25 protein-coding genes and 1 pseudogene are annotated in these 21,171 nt (G+C 38.2%); 10 read left to right on the top strand and 16 right to left on the bottom strand.

Annotated elements, in window-relative coordinates:
* Positions 1-91: 91 nt before the first annotated feature.
* Together ACQKEZ_RS05085 and ACQKEZ_RS05080 are read right to left on the bottom strand one after the other, a co-directional pair.
* Positions 92-772, bottom strand: a complete 681-nt coding sequence (locus tag ACQKEZ_RS05085) for a hypothetical protein (RefSeq protein WP_427299189.1) — start codon at positions 770-772, stop codon at positions 92-94.
* A 149-nt stretch (positions 773-921) separates the two neighbouring features.
* Positions 922-1,146: a YozE family protein gene (locus tag ACQKEZ_RS05080; protein WP_427299188.1), complete on the bottom strand. Its 225-nt coding sequence runs from the start codon at positions 1,144-1,146 to the stop codon at positions 922-924.
* A gap of 506 nt (positions 1,147-1,652) precedes the next feature.
* Between ACQKEZ_RS05080 and ACQKEZ_RS05075 the strand changes: the two are divergent.
* A pseudogene (locus ACQKEZ_RS05075) lies at positions 1,653-2,126 on the top strand (T7SS effector LXG polymorphic toxin); the annotation flags it as partial.
* 254 nt (positions 2,127-2,380) lie between these two features.
* Positions 2,381-2,776, top strand: coding sequence for a hypothetical protein (locus tag ACQKEZ_RS05070; RefSeq protein WP_427299187.1), 396 nt, complete (start codon positions 2,381-2,383; stop codon positions 2,774-2,776).
* Between the two features lie 417 nt (positions 2,777-3,193).
* Here the strand turns inward: ACQKEZ_RS05070 and ACQKEZ_RS05065 are convergent, their stop codons facing one another.
* The 4 genes from ACQKEZ_RS05065 to ACQKEZ_RS05050 form a co-directional block, all read right to left on the bottom strand.
* Positions 3,194-3,475: a YokU family protein gene (locus tag ACQKEZ_RS05065; RefSeq protein WP_427299186.1), complete on the bottom strand. Its 282-nt coding sequence runs from the start codon at positions 3,473-3,475 to the stop codon at positions 3,194-3,196.
* The gene (ablA, locus tag ACQKEZ_RS05060; protein ID WP_427299185.1) at positions 3,472-4,881 is read right to left on the bottom strand and encodes a lysine 2,3-aminomutase; all 1,410 of its coding nucleotides are present in this window, start codon (positions 4,879-4,881) and stop codon (positions 3,472-3,474) included. Before ablA ends, ACQKEZ_RS05065 begins: the two co-directional genes overlap by 4 nt.
* 116 nt (positions 4,882-4,997) lie before the next feature.
* Positions 4,998-6,371, bottom strand: a complete 1,374-nt coding sequence (locus tag ACQKEZ_RS05055) for a sigma-54 interaction domain-containing protein (protein WP_427299184.1) — start codon at positions 6,369-6,371, stop codon at positions 4,998-5,000.
* 152 nt (positions 6,372-6,523) lie between these two features.
* On the bottom strand, positions 6,524-7,816 hold the full coding sequence (locus tag ACQKEZ_RS05050) for a glycosyltransferase family 2 protein (RefSeq protein WP_427299183.1): 1,293 nt from the start codon (positions 7,814-7,816) through the stop codon (positions 6,524-6,526).
* Positions 7,817-8,257: 441 nt separating this feature from the next.
* Here ACQKEZ_RS05050 and ACQKEZ_RS05045 point away from each other — a divergent pair, with 441 nt between their 5' ends.
* Both ACQKEZ_RS05045 and ACQKEZ_RS05040 read left to right on the top strand, forming a co-directional pair.
* Positions 8,258-8,668, top strand: a complete 411-nt coding sequence (locus tag ACQKEZ_RS05045) for a hypothetical protein (RefSeq protein ID WP_427299182.1) — start codon at positions 8,258-8,260, stop codon at positions 8,666-8,668.
* 183 nt (positions 8,669-8,851) lie between these two features.
* Positions 8,852-9,649: a glycosyltransferase family protein gene (locus ACQKEZ_RS05040; RefSeq protein WP_427299181.1), complete on the top strand. Its 798-nt coding sequence runs from the start codon at positions 8,852-8,854 to the stop codon at positions 9,647-9,649.
* A gap of 46 nt (positions 9,650-9,695) precedes the next feature.
* On the opposite strand, the gene ACQKEZ_RS05035 is transcribed toward ACQKEZ_RS05040, so the two are convergent.
* Complete coding sequence (locus tag ACQKEZ_RS05035) at positions 9,696-10,427, bottom strand: cytidylyltransferase domain-containing protein (protein ID WP_427299180.1); 732 nt, start codon at positions 10,425-10,427, stop codon at positions 9,696-9,698.
* A 327-nt stretch (positions 10,428-10,754) separates the two neighbouring features.
* On the opposite strand from ACQKEZ_RS05035, the gene ACQKEZ_RS05030 reads away from it, so the two are divergent.
* Entirely contained in the window at positions 10,755-11,783 is a 1,029-nt protein-coding gene (locus ACQKEZ_RS05030; RefSeq protein WP_427299179.1) for an SDR family NAD(P)-dependent oxidoreductase, read from the top strand.
* Between the two features lie 55 nt (positions 11,784-11,838).
* On the opposite strand, the gene msrB is transcribed toward ACQKEZ_RS05030, so the two are convergent.
* On the bottom strand, positions 11,839-12,273 hold the full coding sequence (gene msrB / locus ACQKEZ_RS05025; protein WP_427299178.1) for a peptide-methionine (R)-S-oxide reductase MsrB: 435 nt from the start codon (positions 12,271-12,273) through the stop codon (positions 11,839-11,841).
* A complete protein-coding gene (gene msrA, locus ACQKEZ_RS05020; RefSeq protein ID WP_427299177.1) occupies positions 12,270-12,806 on the bottom strand; it encodes a peptide-methionine (S)-S-oxide reductase MsrA in 537 nt (178 codons plus the stop codon). Before msrA ends, msrB begins: the two co-directional genes overlap by 4 nt.
* A gap of 140 nt (positions 12,807-12,946) precedes the next feature.
* Between msrA and ACQKEZ_RS05015 the strand changes: the two genes are divergently transcribed.
* The 3 genes from ACQKEZ_RS05015 to ACQKEZ_RS05005 all read left to right on the top strand — a co-directional run bounded on the left by ACQKEZ_RS05015 (position 12,947) and on the right by ACQKEZ_RS05005 (position 14,496).
* Positions 12,947-13,378, top strand: coding sequence for a MarR family transcriptional regulator (locus ACQKEZ_RS05015; protein WP_427299176.1), 432 nt, complete (start codon positions 12,947-12,949; stop codon positions 13,376-13,378).
* 54 nt (positions 13,379-13,432) lie between these two features.
* Positions 13,433-13,693 (top strand): DNA alkylation repair protein, encoded by a 261-nt coding sequence (locus ACQKEZ_RS05010; protein ID WP_427299175.1) that lies wholly within the window; start codon positions 13,433-13,435, stop codon positions 13,691-13,693.
* 116 nt (positions 13,694-13,809) lie between these two features.
* On the top strand, positions 13,810-14,496 hold the full coding sequence (locus ACQKEZ_RS05005; RefSeq protein WP_427299174.1) for a DUF4397 domain-containing protein: 687 nt from the start codon (positions 13,810-13,812) through the stop codon (positions 14,494-14,496).
* 35 nt (positions 14,497-14,531) lie between these two features.
* Here ACQKEZ_RS05005 and ypmT read toward each other — a convergent pair whose 3' ends face one another.
* The 7 genes from ypmT to ilvA form a co-directional block, all read right to left on the bottom strand.
* Positions 14,532-14,726, bottom strand: a complete 195-nt coding sequence (gene ypmT, locus ACQKEZ_RS05000; RefSeq protein ID WP_427299173.1) for a protein YpmT — start codon at positions 14,724-14,726, stop codon at positions 14,532-14,534.
* 24 nt (positions 14,727-14,750) lie between these two features.
* The gene (locus ACQKEZ_RS04995) at positions 14,751-15,317 is read right to left on the bottom strand and encodes a YpmS family protein (RefSeq protein WP_427299172.1); all 567 of its coding nucleotides are present in this window, start codon (positions 15,315-15,317) and stop codon (positions 14,751-14,753) included.
* A gap of 9 nt (positions 15,318-15,326) precedes the next feature.
* Positions 15,327-16,088, bottom strand: a complete 762-nt coding sequence (locus ACQKEZ_RS04990) for an SGNH/GDSL hydrolase family protein (RefSeq protein ID WP_427299171.1) — start codon at positions 16,086-16,088, stop codon at positions 15,327-15,329.
* Between the two features lie 69 nt (positions 16,089-16,157).
* On the bottom strand, positions 16,158-16,748 hold the full coding sequence (locus tag ACQKEZ_RS04985; protein ID WP_427299170.1) for an SCO family protein: 591 nt from the start codon (positions 16,746-16,748) through the stop codon (positions 16,158-16,160).
* A 21-nt stretch (positions 16,749-16,769) separates the two neighbouring features.
* Positions 16,770-17,612, bottom strand: a complete 843-nt coding sequence (locus ACQKEZ_RS04980) for a DegV family protein (RefSeq protein WP_427299169.1) — start codon at positions 17,610-17,612, stop codon at positions 16,770-16,772.
* 188 nt (positions 17,613-17,800) lie between these two features.
* Complete coding sequence (locus tag ACQKEZ_RS04975) at positions 17,801-18,052, bottom strand: DUF2535 family protein (RefSeq protein ID WP_427299168.1); 252 nt, start codon at positions 18,050-18,052, stop codon at positions 17,801-17,803.
* 38 nt (positions 18,053-18,090) lie between these two features.
* Positions 18,091-19,359, bottom strand: coding sequence for a threonine ammonia-lyase IlvA (gene ilvA, locus ACQKEZ_RS04970; protein ID WP_427299335.1), 1,269 nt, complete (start codon positions 19,357-19,359; stop codon positions 18,091-18,093).
* 184 nt (positions 19,360-19,543) lie between these two features.
* Between ilvA and ACQKEZ_RS04965 the strand changes: the two genes are divergently transcribed.
* Positions 19,544-20,509, top strand: coding sequence for a sigma 54-interacting transcriptional regulator (locus ACQKEZ_RS04965; RefSeq protein WP_427299167.1), 966 nt, complete (start codon positions 19,544-19,546; stop codon positions 20,507-20,509).
* Between the two features lie 13 nt (positions 20,510-20,522).
* Entirely contained in the window at positions 20,523-21,158 is a 636-nt protein-coding gene (trhA, locus tag ACQKEZ_RS04960; protein WP_427299166.1) for a PAQR family membrane homeostasis protein TrhA, read from the top strand.
* Positions 21,159-21,171: the final 13 nt, after the last annotated feature.

Here is a 21,171-nt window from a genome sequence, read left to right as displayed (position 1 = left end):
AGATAATGGGCCGTATCTTGAGGGGATGGTTTTATGTGATTGTCTTTTTATGTGTACCTTACTTTTTCTTTGTACTTGGACAAGTCTTTTTTTAACCAAAGTGTTCCTTTAAGCTCTCCAAAATAAAGTCCATCATATCTTTGTACTCAGGATCTTTAAAAAATTCGTGTAGTATCTTGTAATCGTTATATATATCAAGAAGCTCATCCACTATAGACACAGCTAGAAATTGGAGAGACTCTTCATCTTCTTTTTTCTCTTCTAAATGTAAAAGAGCAGTTTGAACCATGTCTTCTTCCATTTCTTTCGCTGTTTCACCTACGTAATGAACAAAGAGGAGCTGATGGACAAACTGATCCATTTCATATTTTCTTAATACAAGGGTTAAATCCTCTTCCTCTGTTTCAAGCCATTCTCCGTCTTTCAATCTCGTTAATTCATAGATCACATCTTCCCAGCCATCTTCAAGATAACGCCAAATTTCGGTTCTATGACCAATGATTTTAAATAGCTCACTCCCGTAATCTTTCACATATACAACATCGCCAATGAGAAACTCATATTCAATGTCTAGTTTTTCGGTTTCAACAATCACACCATCATACTCATCATAAAGCTGAATTGATGTTTCAAAATAAAGCACCTCATTATGATTGACCTCATATAGATAGTGCTGGTCAATTTGATGGACTTTTGTAATCGTTCCAACTGTGCCATACATGACAACGACAACAATATCCCCTACTTTGTATTTTGGTGCTTTCGCCTTCATTTTGTCTCCCCCTTGCCCGACTTTTGGTCTTAACGTATCGTATGCGCACACACTGCATTCTGCATGGGCAACAAAACCATGCAGAACGCCATTTTATTCGGGCATAAAAAACCGCTCTTTCCTCATCGAAGGAAAAAACGGTCGAAGGTTTATTTTTTTTTCACATCTACCTCATATTGTTCAAATGCATCATCAAAGGTTGTCATCGTGCTTAAATAATCTCCGTTCATTTCTAAATAAGAACTAAGCTCATGATAATCACAAGAAGCTTTTGGAAAACTGTGATCCTCGTACGCTGCATTCGCGAAATGACTGATCTCGTCCTTTGGCTTAGGGTGCCTATATTTCATTAAATAATGGTAAAACGACTTCACCTGTTTGTTCCCTCCGCGTACTCTATTTTGATGTTATATTATACATGCTTCGTGGTGATTTCGATACACTTCGCTTTCGATTTATGATCGCTTCTTTAAAAAAACAACGGACAATTTTCGTGTGATTTTTCAAGAAATAAACATAAGAAAAGCCATCCTTCTTAGGTTGGCCAAAATTGTGAGTAATAAAAGAATAGTAAACATTGAATATATACCGTATTATATCTCTTTTTTCATTAAATCAAAACAATAAGCCCCTGTCTTTTAATGACAGATCTATTCATCGTATGAACAATTCTTTTTAAATCCCGTTTACAATTCTTTCGGCTAAATGACACGACTCTTTGTAATCCACCTTTTTTGATCGACTGTACCTACAACTCATATAGCAAAAATAGCCTGATTCAAATGATTCATTTTCGTAGATGAACAGAATTTATTCCCCCTTTCTCTTCTATGAAGTGCTAAAATCTCTATTGATTGTCATTTTATAGAAGGATAACACTATGAAAACCCTTGACGCCTTTGCGCTGACAAACGGAATTGACAGGACGCTTGATGAGGCACTAAAAGGAGAGGACGGACAAGCCATTCGTGCGTTTTATGAAGAATGCCATATTCCTTTTTTACAATACTTTCAGGTTGTTATTGAGGAATACAGCGTAGCACTAAAAAAGACAAAACAGGCGCTTCATACCCTTGAACCGAAACAAAATGGCTTTATTTCACAAGCATTTCTTGAACATGAGCTAGACTACGGTTTAAAAAACGCAGAACGAACTGTCTCTGATAGCGTGTCTGATGCGAACCATGCCATCGGCAGGGTCAGCCATATTGTTCACTTATCAAGATTAGATGATTCCGCCTTCCAGCAAAGTTATCAAAAAGCATGGCTCGAAACCTCAAGAACCATTGGGTTACTCCATGCATTCGACAGAGAACAAACAAGCGCTTTAAACGAAACAAAAAGCTCACTTCAAGGCTTGTATATGATACCAGAAGCGAAAATTGTTAAAGTTGGAAAATACGTTTTCAAAGTAGACAAAGGGAAGAAAATAGTCCAGAAAGTCGTGAAAACACCTCCATTCGGAAAACAATCCGTACCAAAAGGTCCATACCGTGAAGTAAAAGGATACCCAGCAAAAGTAAAACCAGGAGCACAAGAATGGCTGGACCGATTTGCCGGGAAGGGAACTATATTAAAAACTAAAAACAAGGAGAAAAGAGGGTATGTATGGGATATGATTCTCTCATTGGAATAATGATTAAGTATGAAAATGAAGAAATGATAATAGAATGGGAAAATAAATTAAAGGTTATCGCCGAACTCGATACAGTCTTTGAAACAGACAACGGATTAGATGATGACAATACCGATTATATAGAATATGACGCTGCTGTCATCGAAGTGAAGCGAATTCTATCTGTCTCTCTGAGTAATGAAGAAGATAGTTTATATAATTGGTTAGTAAAAGAAAAAAACACCTTAGTTGAAATCTCCCTCTATGATGAACCGCCAAGTTCAATTTATTTAGCCAATGGTCAAAAAAATGGGAAAAAGATGTCGATCAATCATAATAGATATACTCATCATATAAAGCTCTTTTTTAGGGAGCCTTCAGATTGTTGACAAAGGGCTAAAATGATGTTTATTTTAGCCCTTTGACTTCTTTTCGTCTAGGAAATGAGTTACTCGTACTTCAGAGCGAATATTAGATTCATGAGCACTAGCGCGCAAGACCTGACAACGAATGCCAGGATTTGTCTACACGCTGAACCCCACCTATTGGAGGGAGGTTGTTACTATTTTAATCCTTTCATCGTTTTTTCAACCACTGCTTTCGTCTTCGTTCTATCAATAAATATCATTTACAGACAATACGAATCATCTGGAAGTATTTGACTGCATCATTCTTTTTCGAGCTGTATAATATGTCGTACTTCGCCCTTTTGCAGGACCGGATAAAGAGTCTCCTTTAAGGTTTTTACGTCAGCATCCTTAGTTGAAAATTGGTTACTTTAAAAAAATGAGAAACGGAGGTACAACTTATGAAGAAAAATCAAAATAGTTTCGCTTCAAAAGACGCTGCATTGCCATCAATTCTTTGTGTGAGATAGTTTGAGGAAGCTTCGTTTGATCGACTAATATCAATTGATCCTCGATCTCTTTAACTACTTCGTCTGTTTGATAAATCATTCCGCAATTTTCACAGGAAAAAGACGGTGTTTCCGTAATTTCAATTGACTGTGTTCCTGTGATGAGTTCCCAGTAAACCGTCGTAAGATGAGCCAGCGCTTTTTTTTCGTTACACCAATCGCATGTTATCACGACTTGTGGCCCTCCTCTTTGACCGTCTGTTCTTTTTTCTGCTGTGCTTGAAATTTCTTTTCTTTTAGCTCATCACGCTTATCACGTTTATTTTTTAACGTTTCATGCTCTGGGTTTGTTTCATACGTTTCTCTTCGTTTCATCCTGCCTAAATTCTCTGGTGTAAAAGAAGTGGCTTCATCATGAAATAATGCTGTGATTCCGATCGCAGGTTCTTTTTTCTCTTCAAAGATTTGATGAAAATAAGCATCTGCTTGCCCAGGCACATAGTTTTCTGGTTCTGGATACGAGGTGATGACCCCCTCAAAGTTACGAAGCACGACTTTATCAGGACTTTGAGACAATAAATAGTTTGGCTGTAAGGCAATTTTCCCGCCACCCCCAGGTGCATCTACAACAAATGTTGGTACTGCATACCCGCTTGTATGCCCTCTTAAGCCTTCAATGATCTCAAGCCCCTTTGAGACAGGTGCTCTAAAGTGACCAATGCCTTCAGATAAATCACATTGGTAAATATAATAAGGTCTCACACGGATATTCACGAGATCATGCATCAATTTTTTCATGATTGGCACACTGTCATTGATTCCAGCTAAAATAACAGCTTGATTCCCCACTGGAACACCAGAATTTACTAGACGTTCACATGCTTCTTTCGCTTCTTTTGTAATTTCAATGCTCGTATTAAAATGGGTATTTAGCCAAACTGGATGATATTTTTTTAAGATGTCACATAGTTGATCTGTGATCCTCTGCGGGAAGACAACAGGTGCTCGTGTACCGATACGGATAATCTCAACATGTGGAATGGCTCGTAAATTCTTGAGAATATATTCAAGAATTTGATCATTAATGAGTAATCCATCTCCTCCTGAGAGCAATACATCACGTACCTCAGGCGTTTCTCGAATATAGGCAATGGCAGCATCTAATTGTTTTTTCGGAACGCCCATTCCAATTTGTCCTGAAAAACGCCTTCTCGTACAATATCGACAATACATAGAACACTGGTTTGTCACAAGGAACAACACGCGATCTGGATAACGATGTGTTAATCCTGGCACAGGCGAGTCTTCATCTTCATGGAGCGGATCTTCTTGGTCGTACCTCGTTTTATGAAGCTCGTCTGTAATCGGTACTGATTGCATGCGGATGGGGCATCTTGGATCGTCCGGATTCATCAGTGAGGCATAGTAGGGCGTAATGTTGAGTGGAATGGTTTTTGTGGAAATTCTAACCCCTTCTTCTTCTTCTTCTGTTAAATGAACAACTTTTTTTAAATCATCAAGTGTCTTCACCGTATGCGTCAGCTGCCAAATCCAATCGTTCCATTTTTCTTCAGGTATGTCCTTCCAAAGCTCTATGTCTTTCCAGTGACGTGCAGGCTCATACAGCTTATTTCTCATATCCATTCCCCCTATCAGCTTTCACTTTATACTATGCAAGTTATGTGCCAACATGGGAAAATGCCCCTAATGTTTCAAAAGGAGCATTCTTTTTTCATAATTGAGGGAAGTTGTGCTTATTTTTCGGCACTATTATATTTTTTCAGTTTATATTGAAGAGTTTGCCGAGGCATTTGAAGGGTGATTGCCGTTTGCTTAATATTCCCATTGTGCTCATTTAACGCTTCTTGGATGAGTGTTTGTTCGTACCATTCCACCTGGCTTCTTAAAGAAAGTAGCTGCTGCTCGGGAACCTCTTGATGCCGCAAATGATAAGGCAAATATTGCTGGGAAATCGTGCTTTCCTCATTTGGCAACATCGCAATTGCATGCTCGATTGTGTGTTTTAATTCTCTTACATTTCCAGGCCAATGGTGAGATAAAAAAAGCTGTTTTGTTTGAGCAGAAATACAGGTGGCTTGTTTAGAAAATTGTTTATTATACACGTTGATGAAATGATTTGATAATAATTCAATATCCTGTTTTCGTTCTCTTAAAGGAGGTATATGGAATGACGCAACATGTAGTCTATAAAATAAATCTTCTCTCAGAATGTTTTGGCGCACAGCTTCAAATGGATCTATATTGAGCGCTGTGATCACTCTGACATCCACCTTCACTGACTCTGAATGACCAATGCGCCTTACAACCCCATCCTCTAACACACGCAAGAGTTTTGCTTGTAACGTCAGTGGCATAGCTTGAAGCTCGTCAAGAAAGAGAGTACCTCCGTCAGCTAGCTCAAATAAGCCCTTTCTATCAACTGCTCCTGTATAGCTTCCTTTGACTGAACCAAACAACAAGCTCTCTAATAAAGATTCTGGAAGAGCAGCACAGTTTTGTGGAATAAACACTTGGTTTCGTCTGTCTGATTCATTTACAATGGCTTGAACAAGTACTTCCTTTCCTGTGCCGGTCTCTCCATAGACGACAATGGAAGATGGATAAGTAGCTGCTTTTTTTGCTTCTGTTAACATTTCGTTTAGTGCGAGATCATTTGTTAAAAATGATGAGAAATCATGTCGCTTTTGTTCTTCTGTTTTTTCTTTTGCTTGCTGCTGTTTTTCGAGTCGATTGGATAATGCGGTGAGTTTGGATACATCCTTTGCCACCTCTACTGCCCCAATCATGTTTTCATCAATAATCATTGGCAATGTCGTATTAACCGTTTCAATCTTTTCTCCATTTTTATTCATATACGTTTGCAATGAATGATAAATCGGTTTCCCAGTTCGCAGAACATGCATGAGTGTACTCGTTTTTTCCGTTAGTGATGGATACACATCAAGCACGTACTTGCCAATCACTTCTTCTTTTTTCAAGCAGTCAAATTTCGCTGCATTATGGTTATAAAAAATCGTGATTCCTTTCTCATCAACGACATGTATGGCCTCATCAATGGCTTCTAAAATCAACTCAAACCAATCTGCTTTTTTTAATTCCTTCCCCATGCTCTCCCTCATCCCACTGCCAAATTTCCGGCATGTATTGCCGAATTCTCAGCCATTATTTTTTGCATCCTCATTCCCCAATGCTTTTTCGTTTCGATTTTCTCCACCGAACTCCTTCTTTTTTCTCAGAATACATACAAAAAGCACCCAAATTATTTCGGGTGCTTTCGTCCAGTTATACTGTAAAAGTCGATATTCAATTCTTGGAGTGACTCCATATATAAAGGAACAATCGATTTACCTTGTGAAAAAACAGAAAGCTGGGAAGGTTTCAATATCATCGGTTGATGATGAATGCCAAATAATTTAATGATCTCTGGCGCAATAGGACAAAACGTATGGTTCATCAACAAAAAGAGCAGTTGTTTATGTTTAAAAAGACGACGATTAGGTGGATTGAAACGGCCAAATGCTTGAATATTTTCTGCATCATCAAATGTGTTCAATTCAGATTCTGTGATGAAGTAAACCTCCTTTTGATGAAAACGAAAATAATGAAAGTCTCTTTTTGAATCAAATTTTCTTTTTTTCTGCCCCTCAATATAATAGAGCGTTTTTCCGCCATTAGCTGTTACGACTGTATAGTTTGGAACGTCTAGTGCTTCTTGAACCTCATATTTCAACAAGCAAAGCTTGGGCACTGCTACTGCACGACTATGCCAGCTGTTCACCGACTTTTCATTAATGGGATGAAGCTGATCGTTGTAAATTTGATAACACTTTCCATCTTCTTGTGAAATGATTGTTCCATCAATTAATTCATATGGCATGTGAGAGAATGTATGATGAAAAGAGTTAGGTGTCTTATACGTTGTATCAAGCTGTTCTTTTATTGGATAAAATGCAGCGAATTGGTTTAAGCGCATCCAAAAAACGGCATCAGCATGATGCCAATGCTTAGGCTGATCATTCCAATACTGCCCATACATCTGATACACAAGTGGTAGCAAGCTACTCCGGTGCATCACTGAACAGTGATCCACTTGAAACGCGGCATGTTCAAGTTTATATTCCGCCGCACGCACAAAGGTAAGTCGTTCGTTGCGTTGTTCATCAATGTATATGACTCGTTGCGCTGAATACACAATATTGGCATGAGGCGTTGTCTGAAAAAAACCGACCATTTTTTCTAATCGATCCTTGCTATAGATCGTATCATCTGTTAAATAGCTAATGAGCTCTCCCGTTACTCTATTAAGTGCATCATTCATAAGTGTCGCATAACGTACGGTCACAAGTCGCTTTGCTGGCTGAACAGTGTGAGTAAACAACTGAATGCGTTCATCTGCTAAAAAAGGAAGAATTTTCACTAATGTTTCTGGCTCTGAACCATCATCCATAATGAAAAGCTCCCAATTTTGATATGTCTGCTCCATCATACTTTGTAGCACTCTTTCAATATAGTCAGGCTTGTTATAGCTTGTTAAGATGACCGATACTTTCATACACACATTCCTTTGATTTAAATTAAAAAGCACCCCAACTAACAAGACTTGAATACAGGACATAAAATTCTAGGTTAATTCGTTGCAATTACAAAAACAGCTACATTGTCATACAATCACATTTTGAAAAAATATCACCTTTTAATAAATGAACATACGACAGTGGATGTTTTCAAAAAGACTGATGAAAAGCAAGATCCGTTTCATCTAGCTAATCGTTGTTCGAAATCCATCAAAATAGCCCCTTTCCTCTTTCTTAATCTTTACTAGAGTATGAATTAAAAGAAAATGAGGATCAGGCAAATTGAAAAGTTTTTGAAAATGTGTGAATTGATTAAATTCAAAAAACAACAAGGATTCAGCCATCTGCTTATACCAAAAAAATCTCATAGCATATACATATTGATGTGTTTGAATTGATGAAGAGAGGATGGTAGGAAAATGAGCGAAAAACGTGCGGAATTTAAAAAAGCAGTGCTGAAGATTTTTCTAAAACCAGTCAGTGATGCTTTAGCTGCGAACCTTGACGAAGGTGAAGTCCAAATGATAGAAAAACTTAATGATTTGCTAAGTGAAGCGGTAGCAGAAGCATCAGAGGCATCAGCGCTTGATTCAGCTTCAACACTTGATGAATCTCAGCCGGCAAGGTGGATTTTTTCACGACTTACACCTGGAACTGTGATTAGTATTGTCACTGATTCTGGGGATTTAATTGGTCCTGTACAATTTGTATCATTTACTGCATCACCAGGTATCGTGTTTGTTACGCAAGTAAGCCCTGCTACACCAACAGGCTCTGCAACCACACTATTAGATGTGGATAAAGTTGAAAGTGTCACTTTCACTTCTTAATGAGAGTGTTCAATCATGAAGCTTCTTTATATAACCTCAGGTTACAGTGGCATATACAACGACATTGATAGGTGGATAGAAGAAAGCTTCATAGGATCACCTTATTCATTCTTGAAAGTTGAAAGGGAATCTCTCGTAACTCAGTTTCACAGAATCAAGATTTTTTCTCCGGATTTTGTTTTTATGACGATTGGTGATCATTATCCAAAAGAGGCGTTCACTCTATTCAACCAAGAAAGAATACCCATTGTATTATGGATGACGGAGGATCCCTTTTACACAGATGTCTCCGCACTTTGCGTGAATGATGCTCATATCATCCTTACCATTGATGAAGGAACCATTTCTTTCTATCAAGAACTAGGTGCCAATCATGTACACTACCTTCCTATCCCAGTGAACACGAAAGTCTTTACTAAGAAAGTGAAGCCGTGCCATGAATTCATGTACGACCTTGCCTTAATCGGCTATCCGTATCCTAATAGAATCAGGATCATCAACACACTTTTAAACCAGCGTAAATGGCGTATTCTCGTTGCCGGAAAAGAATGGCATCGTTATTTAAGAAAATACCAAAGAAGATTCAATGAATTGACACTGATGACAAGATGGCTTGAGCCAAAAGAAACTGCTGCACTTTATCAGCAAACAGCAATCGTTCTTAATCCACATCGCCCAGCTAACTTTGCCTATAATCAAAACAAACTAGCCATACAAAACCATAGCATGAACAATAGATCCTTTGACATCGCAGCAAGTCTAAGCTTTCAGCTTACGGATATGAAGCCGAATCATCTTTTTTCTAGTTTTGTTTATTATGATAACGACGAAGATCTCATTCGAAAAGTTATGTACTATCTAGAAAATGAAGAGAAGAGATATCATGTGACGCTCCAAAACTATGAACAAGTTACCAGTTGGAACACATTCGATTCACTGCCCTATCGGTTTAATGATATCTTAAAAAGCGCCCGTTTATAGGGCGCTTTTCTTGTTTGTATCAAGGACTATTCTTTTTTCATGTTTTTCAACATAGAAAATTGCCGCTGCTTGCCTCGTGTCGCTGACGGATCAGCTTCTCCGCTTTGTCAAAATCACCTTCACATTTGATCTCGAGCGAATCAGCTTGTTCCATCACATGTGCACCAACTGTTCCTTCTAAGAACGAGTGAACGCAGTCTTTAGCATACGCCGCATGAAATGCGTATACTGCCCCATTTAAACGATAATACGGAAGCTGTTTTTGTTGTTTTGGCATAAAGAATTGATGGTTGTCCTTGTATAAGGTGGCTTCTTTATTTTCTTGTAGCATCCATGTTTCATTTGGGTCCTCTAGTGCTTTAGAAAAAGTGGCCACACAGTCAAAATCACCATCTAGTAATAGGTCTATACATTGATAGACATCGTCCACCTGCCGTAGCGGTGAAGTCGGCTGAAGGTACAAGACAATGTCAAATGTCTTTCCCTCTCTTTCTAAATAGGCAAGGGCGTGTTTGACAGTAGCAAGTGAAGGTGTTTTATCTAACGTCTGCTCTTTCGTTCGTTCGATGACATTCGCTCCAAAATGTGATGAGACGATTTGGATATTCAGGTCATCAGATGACACAACAATCTCATCCACTTCAGTCATGTCAAATAGAGGCTTGATCGTCCAATAAATTAGCGGCTTTTCTTTCAGCAAACGAATGTGCTGATACGGAATGTCTCTCGTTTCTCCCTTCGCTGGAATTAAAGCTAATACGCGTTTTCCCATAAACATGTATCACTCTTCTCCCTTCGTTCACAAATCATTCTTCCAATGAAAGCAAACTTATTAACTTTCATTTGATGATCACGATTTGCTTGAAGTATTGCAGCTTTTTTCTATCTATTTAATGTTGTCATTGAATCGAACTTGCGGCAGCATCATGACAGATAGAATGATGAGACACCTTTTATCAAGTATTCTCCTTATTCTATTAAAAAATGAAATAAAATGTCATAATCAGTTAACCTAATTTCATGATAGAGTAGTTCTTTTCCTCAAACGTCTTGTTTTTTTTGACATATGATGCAAAGTAGAGAAATGAGAGTTGGGGGATTGAATATGTCCAAACAAACGGAGAGCAGTTTGAAGACATTTTTTCATAATAAAACGATTTTAGTCACAGGAGGAACAGGATCAATCGGTCGTCAAATTGTGAAAAAGCTGACCACCTTTTCTCCCAAAAAGATCATTGTTTTCAGTAAAGATGATAGTAAACAATATATAATGAAAAACGAATATGCAGACGAGAAACAAGTCGTATTTGCTCTTGGTGATGTTCGAGACGCCAAACGTGTAAAGCAATTAGTGAAAGGTGTGGACATCATTTTTCATGCGGCTGCCTTAAAGCAAGTACCTACGTGTGAAGACAACCCATTTGAAGCAGTACAAACAAATATCGTCGGTGGACAAAATGTAATTGAAGCCGCAATCGAATATGAAGTGAGCCATGTAGTCAACATTTCAACTGACAAAGCAGTGGCTCCAACTAATGTGATGGGCGCAACCAAGTTATTGTCTGAAAAACTCTTTCACCAAGCAAATGAAAGCATTCAGAATCAAAAAACAAAGTGTTGTTCAGTCCGTTTTGGCAATGTTTTAGGATCTAGAGGTTCTGTCATTCCAATCATGCTCGACCAACTGTTAAAAGAAAATCCTCTTACCGTCACAGATCCTGCGATGACTCGTTTTTTCATGTCCATTGAAGAGGCTGTTTCACTCACAATTGAAGCTGCTAGAATGATGAGGGGCGGAGAAACGTTCATTTTCAAAATGGAATCTTTGCAGCTTGATGATTTACTAAAAGCCTTTAACGATTATGCCGACCAAATCCATGTACCAAAACCATCCATTCATGTAGTTGGGAGACGACCGGGAGAAAAATTGCATGAAGAATTGACTTTTCCTCACGAGATAGACACCCTGTATGAGTATGATCAATTTTATGCGATTTTGCCTGAACCACAGCTCCATCCAGCCTTCAAAAAAGTAAAGCTCACAAACTACACATCGAAAGAAGCCCCTTTGATTACAAAAGGAAAGCTTTTCAAAATCATTCAATATCTACATCACAAACATCATCAAAAATAAAATAATCGTCACTTGGGAGCAAGTTCACTCGCCTTGTGACGATTTTTTAATAGGTCTACTTCTCAAAAAGATGTTTTAAGTCTTCGTAACCTTCTTTTTCAAGATCTTGTTTTGGGATAAATTTTAAAGCCGCTGAGTTAATACAGTAACGGAGTCCATTAGGGCCAGGTCCATCTGGAAAGACATGTCCTAGGTGGGCATCTGCTGTTTTACTGCGAACCTCTGTACGAACCATTCCATGACTTATGTCTCGTTTTTCTGTCACTTCTTTATCTTCTAGCGGTTTTGTAAAGCTTGGCCATCCGCAATGTGCATCGAATTTATCAAAAGAAGAAAAAAGTGGCTTTCCTGAGATAATGTCCACATATATCCCTTCTTCTTTATGATCCCAATATTCGTTGTGAAATGGCGGTTCTGTTCCATTATTTTGTGTCACTTCGTATTGCATACGAGTTAATTCTTTAAGACGTTGCTCTTTGTTATCTGTCATCGTTTATCACTCCAATGTGATTGAATAAAGCCTGCTCTGCCTGAACCAACATGATACCGTTCATAATGTGCAGTGTTTTTCTTATAATAATGCTGATGATAATCTTCCGCAGGATAAAACGGTCCTGCCTCCAATATTTCTGTGACAATTGGCTTTTGAAATACACCACTCTTGTCAAGCTGTTCCTTTGATTGTTCTGCTCGTTCTCGTTGTTTTTCATTGTGAACATAAATGCCTGTGCGATATGATTCTCCCCTGTCGCCAAACTGACCACCGTCATCGGTTGGATCAATTTGTTGCCAATAAAGCTCAAGCAATTTTTCGTATGAGAAGACGTCAGGATCAAATGTAATTTGAACGGCCTCTCTGTGCCCAGTTGTATTTGTACATACTTCCTCATAGGTTGGGTTCACTGTATGTCCGCCTGTATAACCTGATTCCACCTTGATAATGCCAGGCTGTTCATCAAAAGGTTTTACCATACACCAAAAGCAGCCCCCTGCAAATGTGGCTAATTCTTGTTTTTCAGACATATTAGTGCCCTCCTTCATATAAAAAATGGTATCATAATATTATAACATGTTAAAAAATAATGAAAATGATACGACTTGTTTGCCAATATTCGGCTAGATCATGCAAGTCGTATCTTAAAATATAATGGGGGTTTAAGAATTTGGAGCAAAGAAAACAAATGATGTATGAAATGGATACTTTACTGAGAACTGTATTTAAGCAGATTCGATATGAAATCAACAGCCTGCTTGAAAACGAATTATCTCGGAATGAATTTCTCATTTTAAATCTTCTTCGTGAACAAGGTGCCAAAAAAGTGACTGAATTCGCATCCATTCTTGGTGTTTCAGCAAGCCATATTACTGCTGTGACGGACACACTAGTAGAAAAAAACTGGATCACTCGCATTCGTTCAAAAGAAGATCGACGCATCATCAAAATCCACCTTACAGAAAAAGGGAAAGAAATTACAGAGCATTTCGAAAAAAAGAAAACCGAATATTTCATGGAGCGTTTTGAATCATTCGATGATGAAGAACTAAAGACAATGATTAAATTGTTCAAAAAACTAGACAAAAGCCAAAAAGATTAAGCATAAATTTCTGTTATTAGGAGAAGATACGGGTAAAAAGAGGTGTGAAACGAGATGACTAGCCCCTATCTTTGTCCAAACTGCAAAACGAATAGAACTCGCTTTAATTTAATTCAACAGCTTTCAGAACCAGTGAAACTTGATCCAGCTACTGGACAAGTTGTCGAAACATTTGAAAATGAGCAGCTCTCTCCATTCCATATGAGCTATCAGGGACCACAAATAAAGGTTCAATGTGGTGTTTGCGGTTTGATCGAGGATGAGAAAACCTTTATCAAGCTCGCTGAATACCATCAATATTCTTCACCATCATAAAGAGTTAGCCTGGCCTTAAGCGCCAGGCTCTTTTTGTGCAATGAGCTGCCTATACAGATCGTCCCTTCCGTGCATATTCTAAAAAAACAATATTGCTTTTAAAGGAAGGGATTCATTTGGCACAGCAGCTCTTACACACCGTCGATTCTTTGTTTTACAGACCGTATCCCGAGTACACAAAGTTTCATCTTTTCACTGCTTCTCATCGCTCATATGGTTATGCAAGTATCCGCCTTTTTCATGGTGCACCTGATTTAAGTGAGCTTGCTGTATTCGTCAATGGTGAAATTGTGTTAAACGAGCTGTCCTATAGCCGGTTAACATCATATATGACTTGGCAGGAAGGTGTTTATGAAATGGAAGTCTTTCATCTTCCGACAAAAGAGAAAGTCCTTTTTTCACGTTTTATGCTTAGAAGAGACGAAACGTACACACTTTGTTTAACAGGTGCTCTTACTGGATTTGCACTACTCACAGAGGAGAATAGTGATGATTCTGTCAGCAATGAACAGGCTAGACTCACCTTTGTTCAGCTCTCACCAGACCTCCCACTCATTGACCTTTATGAACGTGACAGCGGAATATTATCGAAAGGCCTTGGCTATCTGAAAGCAAGTCAAAAATGCCTCTTCTCACCTAATAAATATCATTTTGAACTTAAAGCATCTGGCACAAAAAGTGTACTTCTTGACATCCCGAAAGTGCATCTCCAAACAAATAGAGCTTATTTGATTTTACTTCATGGTTTCGCCAATGGTGCTCCAGAATTAATGGCAAAGGTTGTCTCATCAGGACACACATAAATAAAAAAGCCTTTTCAGATGAGAAAAGGCTTTTCCTATGAGTCTTCTGCTTTTTCTTGTTTTTGAAAATCAAAAGCAAGAATCATCAAGCTCAAAAATAGCGCACAATAAGAAATATTTAAGTAAAGCTGATCGATATTCCCTGCTTTTAAATCGTTGGCAGCCAATATGCCAAAATACGTAGCAAAGATGAACGATAGCAAACTAAAATATTGATATATTCGCTTCATTTTTTCACTCCTGACTAGCGGGTTCTATTTTTCTGGATGGTAATAAGAGAATTCAATCTCGTCATTATCAAGGTTGATTTTGTTCGCTTTAACATACATCCCGTTAGTGAGAGGCATTTCCGACAAACGTACCTCCACTGTTTTTTGATCCGGTTTGACATGTACAAACTCCGGCAATTCATAAAATTGTCCCATATAGCTTAAGACAAAACCAATTGGAATACTTAATTGACCTATTGAAAAATGGTCTACCTTAAGTAATACATCCCCATTCTCTTCAACAGATGGTGTAAATGATACATTCGCATCAATTGTCGTTGAGAATGCTCTGATCGCACCTGTTACCTTAACATCTTGATCAATGGATATATGGAATTCTGGTGTTGTACTTGAAGCTTGATTTTTCAAATAATCATTCACAAAGCTTTCAAGGGATTCCTTTGAGCTTGAGATGTTAAATGCATATTCACTTTTTAATTTTTGTTTAGATGCTGATTGGCCATTTGGTAAAAGCATAAGGATGCCTGACCCAATCACAATCAATACGTTTAATGCAAGTAATACGAAAAATAAGCTTTTCCACTTCTTCATGTTTTCACCCTATTTCTTCGGCAGTCCTTCTTTTTTAATTTCTGTTAATACACGATTAGCGATAAGAGAGTACCCCTTGTGATTTGGGTGGAAATCATCATCTGCCAGCCTTTTCTGATCAGATTCTTCCTCAAATAAGTCAGCAACTTCAATCAGTTCAGCATTCCCATCCTTCTCTAATTCAGTCTTTGCGACAGCATTCCATTCTTTTACGACCTCATCTATGTCTTTTAGTTCTGATAAGCTGAATTTAAATGGGTTATACATGCTCACATAAATAATTTTACCGTCTTGGTTTTGCTGCCTGATCTGAGAAAGAATGGTTTGGAACCTTTTTTCAAAAGTCACCTGTTCTTTTTGAAAAGGCGCAAAGGTCAAGTTCAGCACATTTTGACGAACGACATGCATTAAGTCATTTCCGCCGATCGTGAAAAAGATATAGTCTGCGTTCTTCAGTCCATCTTGAACGTTCTTTTCTTTTAATCTTTTCAACAAATCTACGGTTCTACTTCCTTTAATTGCATAGTTTTTCAATGTCACAGTCTTTACGCCATCCAGCGATTCGATTTTGTCCGCTGTAATGCCAGCATATCCTTTTTCGTCTTGATCCCCAACCCCTTCGGTTAAGGAATCGCCGACCGCTGCGATCGTAATTTGTTTTTTTACTTTTGGTGTGTCATCTAGTTTATCCTTTATACCTGCTTCCTCAGCAGAGCATGAAGAAAGAATAAAAGCTAGAGACATCACAATTAAAATCAAACGAGCTTTCAAACGATGATGTCCCTCCTTTTTCTGATTAAAAAAGTGTATCATGATTTTGCTCATTTGAACATCCTTATGCTAGCTTCTGGTTAACGTTCTAATGTCTTTGATCATTTCATCGTAAGGCGTATTTTGAACACCATCATAATTTTTCATGACCTTTCCCTCTTGATTGACGAGAAAGAACAATGATTGGTGAATGACCTGATCCTCATCTTCAGGTTTTTTGACGATGGTTTTAAAACTTTTCATTGCAAATTTTTCAATGGTTGCCTGCGAATAACCTGTGAGAAAATCCCAGTTATCATATGATAATGGATATTGATCTGCAAATTCCTTTAGTTTTGTTCCTGAATCGACCTCAGGATCGACACTAAATGAAATGATATGTGCGTCAAGTTTTTCTGCCTTGAGGCGTTTTTGTAACTCTGTCATATGTGCCGTCATAGGCGGACAAATGGTTTCACAACTTGTAAAAATGAAGTCTGCGATCCACACTTTTCCTTTTAAACTCTCCAAAGAGACCTTTTGTCCTTCTTGATTTTGAAACTCAAAAGGCTCTATTTGATAATTTAAAGCATTTTTAATTTGACCACCTGAACACGATACTAAAAGAAGTACGCTTATGATCATAAGCGTACCAAACCCCATTCCCCTTTTCTGATTCATTTCGAACATCCCCTTTTCAAATCAATCAGTATAAAAAGTAAAACCAATCGCTCCCTTTCCTGTATGACAGGAAATGATCGGTGTTGTATAAGCTATATCAATATTCACATCAGGCGTATTATCAAGAATCGCCGTTTTTAATTTTTCAGCAAGCTCCAATGCATCCGCATGAGCAATTCCAATGGCACGTACAGTCCTTCCTTTCACAGCCTGTACATACTGCTTTGTTAAATAGCGGACAAGTGCTGAATAGCTTCTCACATTCGCTTCGGGTGTGTAAATACCGTCTGTTAAACTTGCAATTGGTTTAATATGAAGAAGTGAACCGATAAGTGCTTTCCCTCTTCCAATCCTTCCACCTTTCACGAGGTTTTCCAGTGTATCAATTGTGACAAACAGCTTCGTTTTCTCACGAATTCGCTTCACCTCTGAAAGAATATCCTCCCTGCTTGCTCCATTTTTGGCTAATTGAGCAGCCTTGACCACTTGAAATCCTAAGCCTTGAGAAATAAAGGTTGAATCAATCACTGTAATATGTCCAGCCACCATTTTAGAAGCGCTCTCAGCAGTTTGTACTGTCCCGCTCATTCCACCTGTTAAATGGATGCTAATCACTTCACTTCCATCCGCAGTTAACTGCTCGTATAATTCAACAAACTTTCCGATTGCAGGTTGAGATGTTTTTGGGAGTTCTTCAGCCGCTTCCATTTTATCAATAAATTCTTTCGGTTGTATATTGACTCTATCTATATAATCTATACCTGAAATCGAAATATTTAATGGAATCATGTGAATATCCAGCTCTCTGATGATCTCAGGCTGAATATCTAATGTTGAATCTGTTACAATTTTAATTTTTCTCAATGTCGCCTCATCCTTGCTGTCTTAGTCTTTAATTAAGATATTACCTTATTTCTACCTTACATGAAAACAACTGTCCGAACGTTTTTGAAATTGTCACATTTTCGCCCTTTCATAGCAAAAAATCCTTGCCAACGTGGCTGGCATCTATTTGAAGTCAGATGCCGAGTCCTTTTGACAAAGATCCGTGGTTAAGCATTGTGTTTTAATGAAGGTTGTTTGTAGATTTGTTCATAAGTGCTCCACTTGACCGTCCGTTTCACATTCTCTCTGAAAGAGTAGACATGTCTCTTTTCATTAGACAGAAAGATTTTTTTCAAGAAGGCATCAAGTCTAGCTGTGAGCATGAAAAAATATGTCTCGTCACCCGTGAGTACGGGAACTTCCGTCACCTTGATTTGTGCTCCATCCATCCGTTTAAAACATATTGTTTTGAGCAACACACGCGATCAATCCTCTTTTCCAGTGTTATCGCTGGTACCTAAATAAATAGGTGGAATAAATCCTGATCCTTATTCACTTCAACATAATGGAAACCTTTTTTGTCCATTCTTTCAACAAGCGCTGCATAATCATCTCTTTCTTTCAGTTCGATGCCGACAAGCGCAGGACCTTTGCTTCGATTGTTCTTTTTCGTATATTCAAAGCGCGAAATATCATCATTTGGTCCAAGCACTTCATCAAGAAATTCTCTAAGGGCTCCAGCTCTTTGAGGAAAATTCACGATAAAATAATGCTGTAAACCTTCAAAAATCATCGAACGTTCTTTGATTTCCTGCATTCTGCCAATGTCATTATTTCCTCCACTGACAATACAGACCACATTTTTCCCTTTAATTTCTTCTCGATGTGCATCAAGTACGGCAATTGGGAGGGCACCTGCTGGCTCTGCAACAATTGCGCATTGATTATACAGTTCTAAAATCGTTGTACAGACTTTACCTTCTGGCACAAGGCTAATCTGATCCACAACCGATTGAAGTGCTGTAAATGTCTTTTCTCCGATACGTTGAACCGCTGCCCCATCAACAAACTTGTCAATTGAATCAAGAGTGACAACCTCACCTTTTTCATTTGAAGCATGAAGTGATGCTGCCCCAAGTGGCTCTACTGCTATAATCTTTGTTTCAGGAGAGATGTTTTTCATATACGTCCCAACACCCGATAAAAGACCACCACCTCCGACACTCGCAAATAAATAGTGTGGCTCAACTTCAATGTCATTTAATATTTCTACAGCAGTCGTCCCTTGTCCTGCCATGACTTCCAAATCATCAAATGGATGAATGAATTCACGTTTCTCTTCATCTCCGCATTTTACTGCCTCGTGGTAGGAATCATCAAAGGTATCTCCGGTTAGAATAATCTCAACAAATTCTTTTCCGAATAGCTCCACTTGGGAAACTTTTTGTCTCGGTGTTGTTGCTGGCATAAAAATCTTTCCATGGATACCTAAGTATTTACAGGAGTATGCGACCCCTTGCGCATGATTTCCGGCACTTGCACAGACAATACCATTTTCTAATTTTTCTGGTGGAAGCTGGCTCATCTTATTAAAAGCGCCTCTAAGTTTAAAAGAACGAACCACCTGGAGGTCCTCTCTTTTTAAATAAATATTGCATTCGTATCTTTCAGAAAGTCGCTCATTTTTTTGAAGAGGTGTATGAATGACTACATCCTTCAAATTTTGATGGGCTTTTAAGATGTCTTTCACTTGAATTTGCGTATTTTCTTTGAGCAACGGTTTCATGTACAAGATCCTTTCTCTTATATCCTTATTTAATTTGTCATTATAACATGAATATTCAAAAATTAAACCAATAGATCACTGTTCCTTCACTTTTTTTATGATCTTCTTTCGTTTTTCTGTACAATAGTTTTAATTGGGTGTTATAATAAAACCAATTAGAACCAGATAGAGAGGATTAGATAGGATGACAGCACCTTTCTCAAGCTTACATGGTGAACATGAATCAGTGAAACGCGCCATTTTTTTAGCGAAACAATTTGCTAAAGGGCAGGCTCCAGTATTGATTACTGGTGAATGTGGTACAGGAAAAACGACGTTTGCAAAAGAAATTGCAGCTGCGTATAACCCGTCAGCTCGCTTTGAACATATATACAGCCCCCTTTTGACAGTAGAAGCCTTCCAGGAAAAGATCACAGCGTCTTCTGGAAGTGTTCTTTATATTGATGAGGTGGAAAACCTTACACCTTCCATGCAAAATCTTTTCATTCGTTTTCTTGATGAAGCACATGAAACGAAATTCATTGCATCGACAGCATTATCCTTAAAGAGGCTCAAAGAACTTCCTTCATTTCAGCCGGCGTTTTTTTACCGTTTGAATGTTCTACACTTACCTCTTCCTTCTCTTGAGGAAAGAAAATCCGATATCCCAGCTTTAGTTGACACCTTTTTCAAAGAGCAACACCTACAACCTGACATAGACGCTAGTGTTTGGGATGTATTGCAGCAATATGAATTTAAAGGGAATGTGAAAGAGCTCAAAAATATAACACAGTATACTAGCGCAATACTTGAAGGAAACACCTTCTTCTTACATCACTTGCCACCTTTTGTTTTATCGCCTGAGAGAGAAGAGCCAAAAATCAAAAAAGAAGAGCAGCAACTAACGTTGATGGAAAAACAGGAATTCGCCTTTTTACTGGAAACCATTAAACATTTGAATGAAAAAGGGGAAGCCGCAAGTCGCCGGATTTTATCTGAGATGAGTAAAAAGGGGAAAATTCACCTTACACCTCAGCAGGTAAGGAGCAGATTAGACTATTTAGAAAAAAAAGCATATGTGACAAAAGGAAAAGGAAGAGCTGGAACGAAAATTACGCTTGAGGGAATGTCATTTCTCACAACGCTAGATAGTCATATCCCAGCCAAATAAAGGAGGAGTTCAATTGTTTACAGTAAAAGAAGAAATTGCAAATGCTATTACACATGGTATCGGGGTTATTTTATCAATCCCAGCTATTATATTTCTTGTGATGTTTGCCGTGAAGTATGGAACAGTGACCGACATTATTAGCTTCTCGATATTCGGAGGCTCTATGCTATTGCTTTATTTAAGTTCTACATTACTTCACAGTATTCAGCATCAAAAAACGAAAGATGTCTTTGAGATTTTAGATCATTCTGCCATATACGTGTTAATTGCCGGTACATACACGCCATTTTTACTTGGACCGTTAAAAGGCACACTTGGTTATACACTTCTTGCCATTGTTTGGGCTCTTGCAGCCGGAGGAATTATTTTTAAGGTCTTTTTTGTGAAACGATTTATCGTTGTTTCAACAATCGTCTACTTATTAATGGGTTGGATGATTATTATTGCCATAAAACCTCTTTACACACAGTTAACTGGTGCTGGTTTTGGGTTATTACTTTTAGGTGGTATTTTATATTCGGTCGGTACGATCTTTTACATTTGGCGTAAGGTTCCATATCACCATGCGATCTGGCACAGCTTTGTGCTAGGTGGGAGCGTTTCAATGTTTTTCTGCATTTTGTTCTATTGTGTCAATATTCCTGCATAAAGAAAAAAACACC

It is taken from the genome of Bacillus sp. NPDC077027 (assembly GCF_050269555.1).
GTDB lineage: Bacteria > Bacillota > Bacilli > Bacillales > Bacillaceae > Bacillus.
The sequence above is the reverse complement of the archived record's forward strand: the minus strand, read 5'-3'. Positions and strand labels throughout refer to the sequence as shown.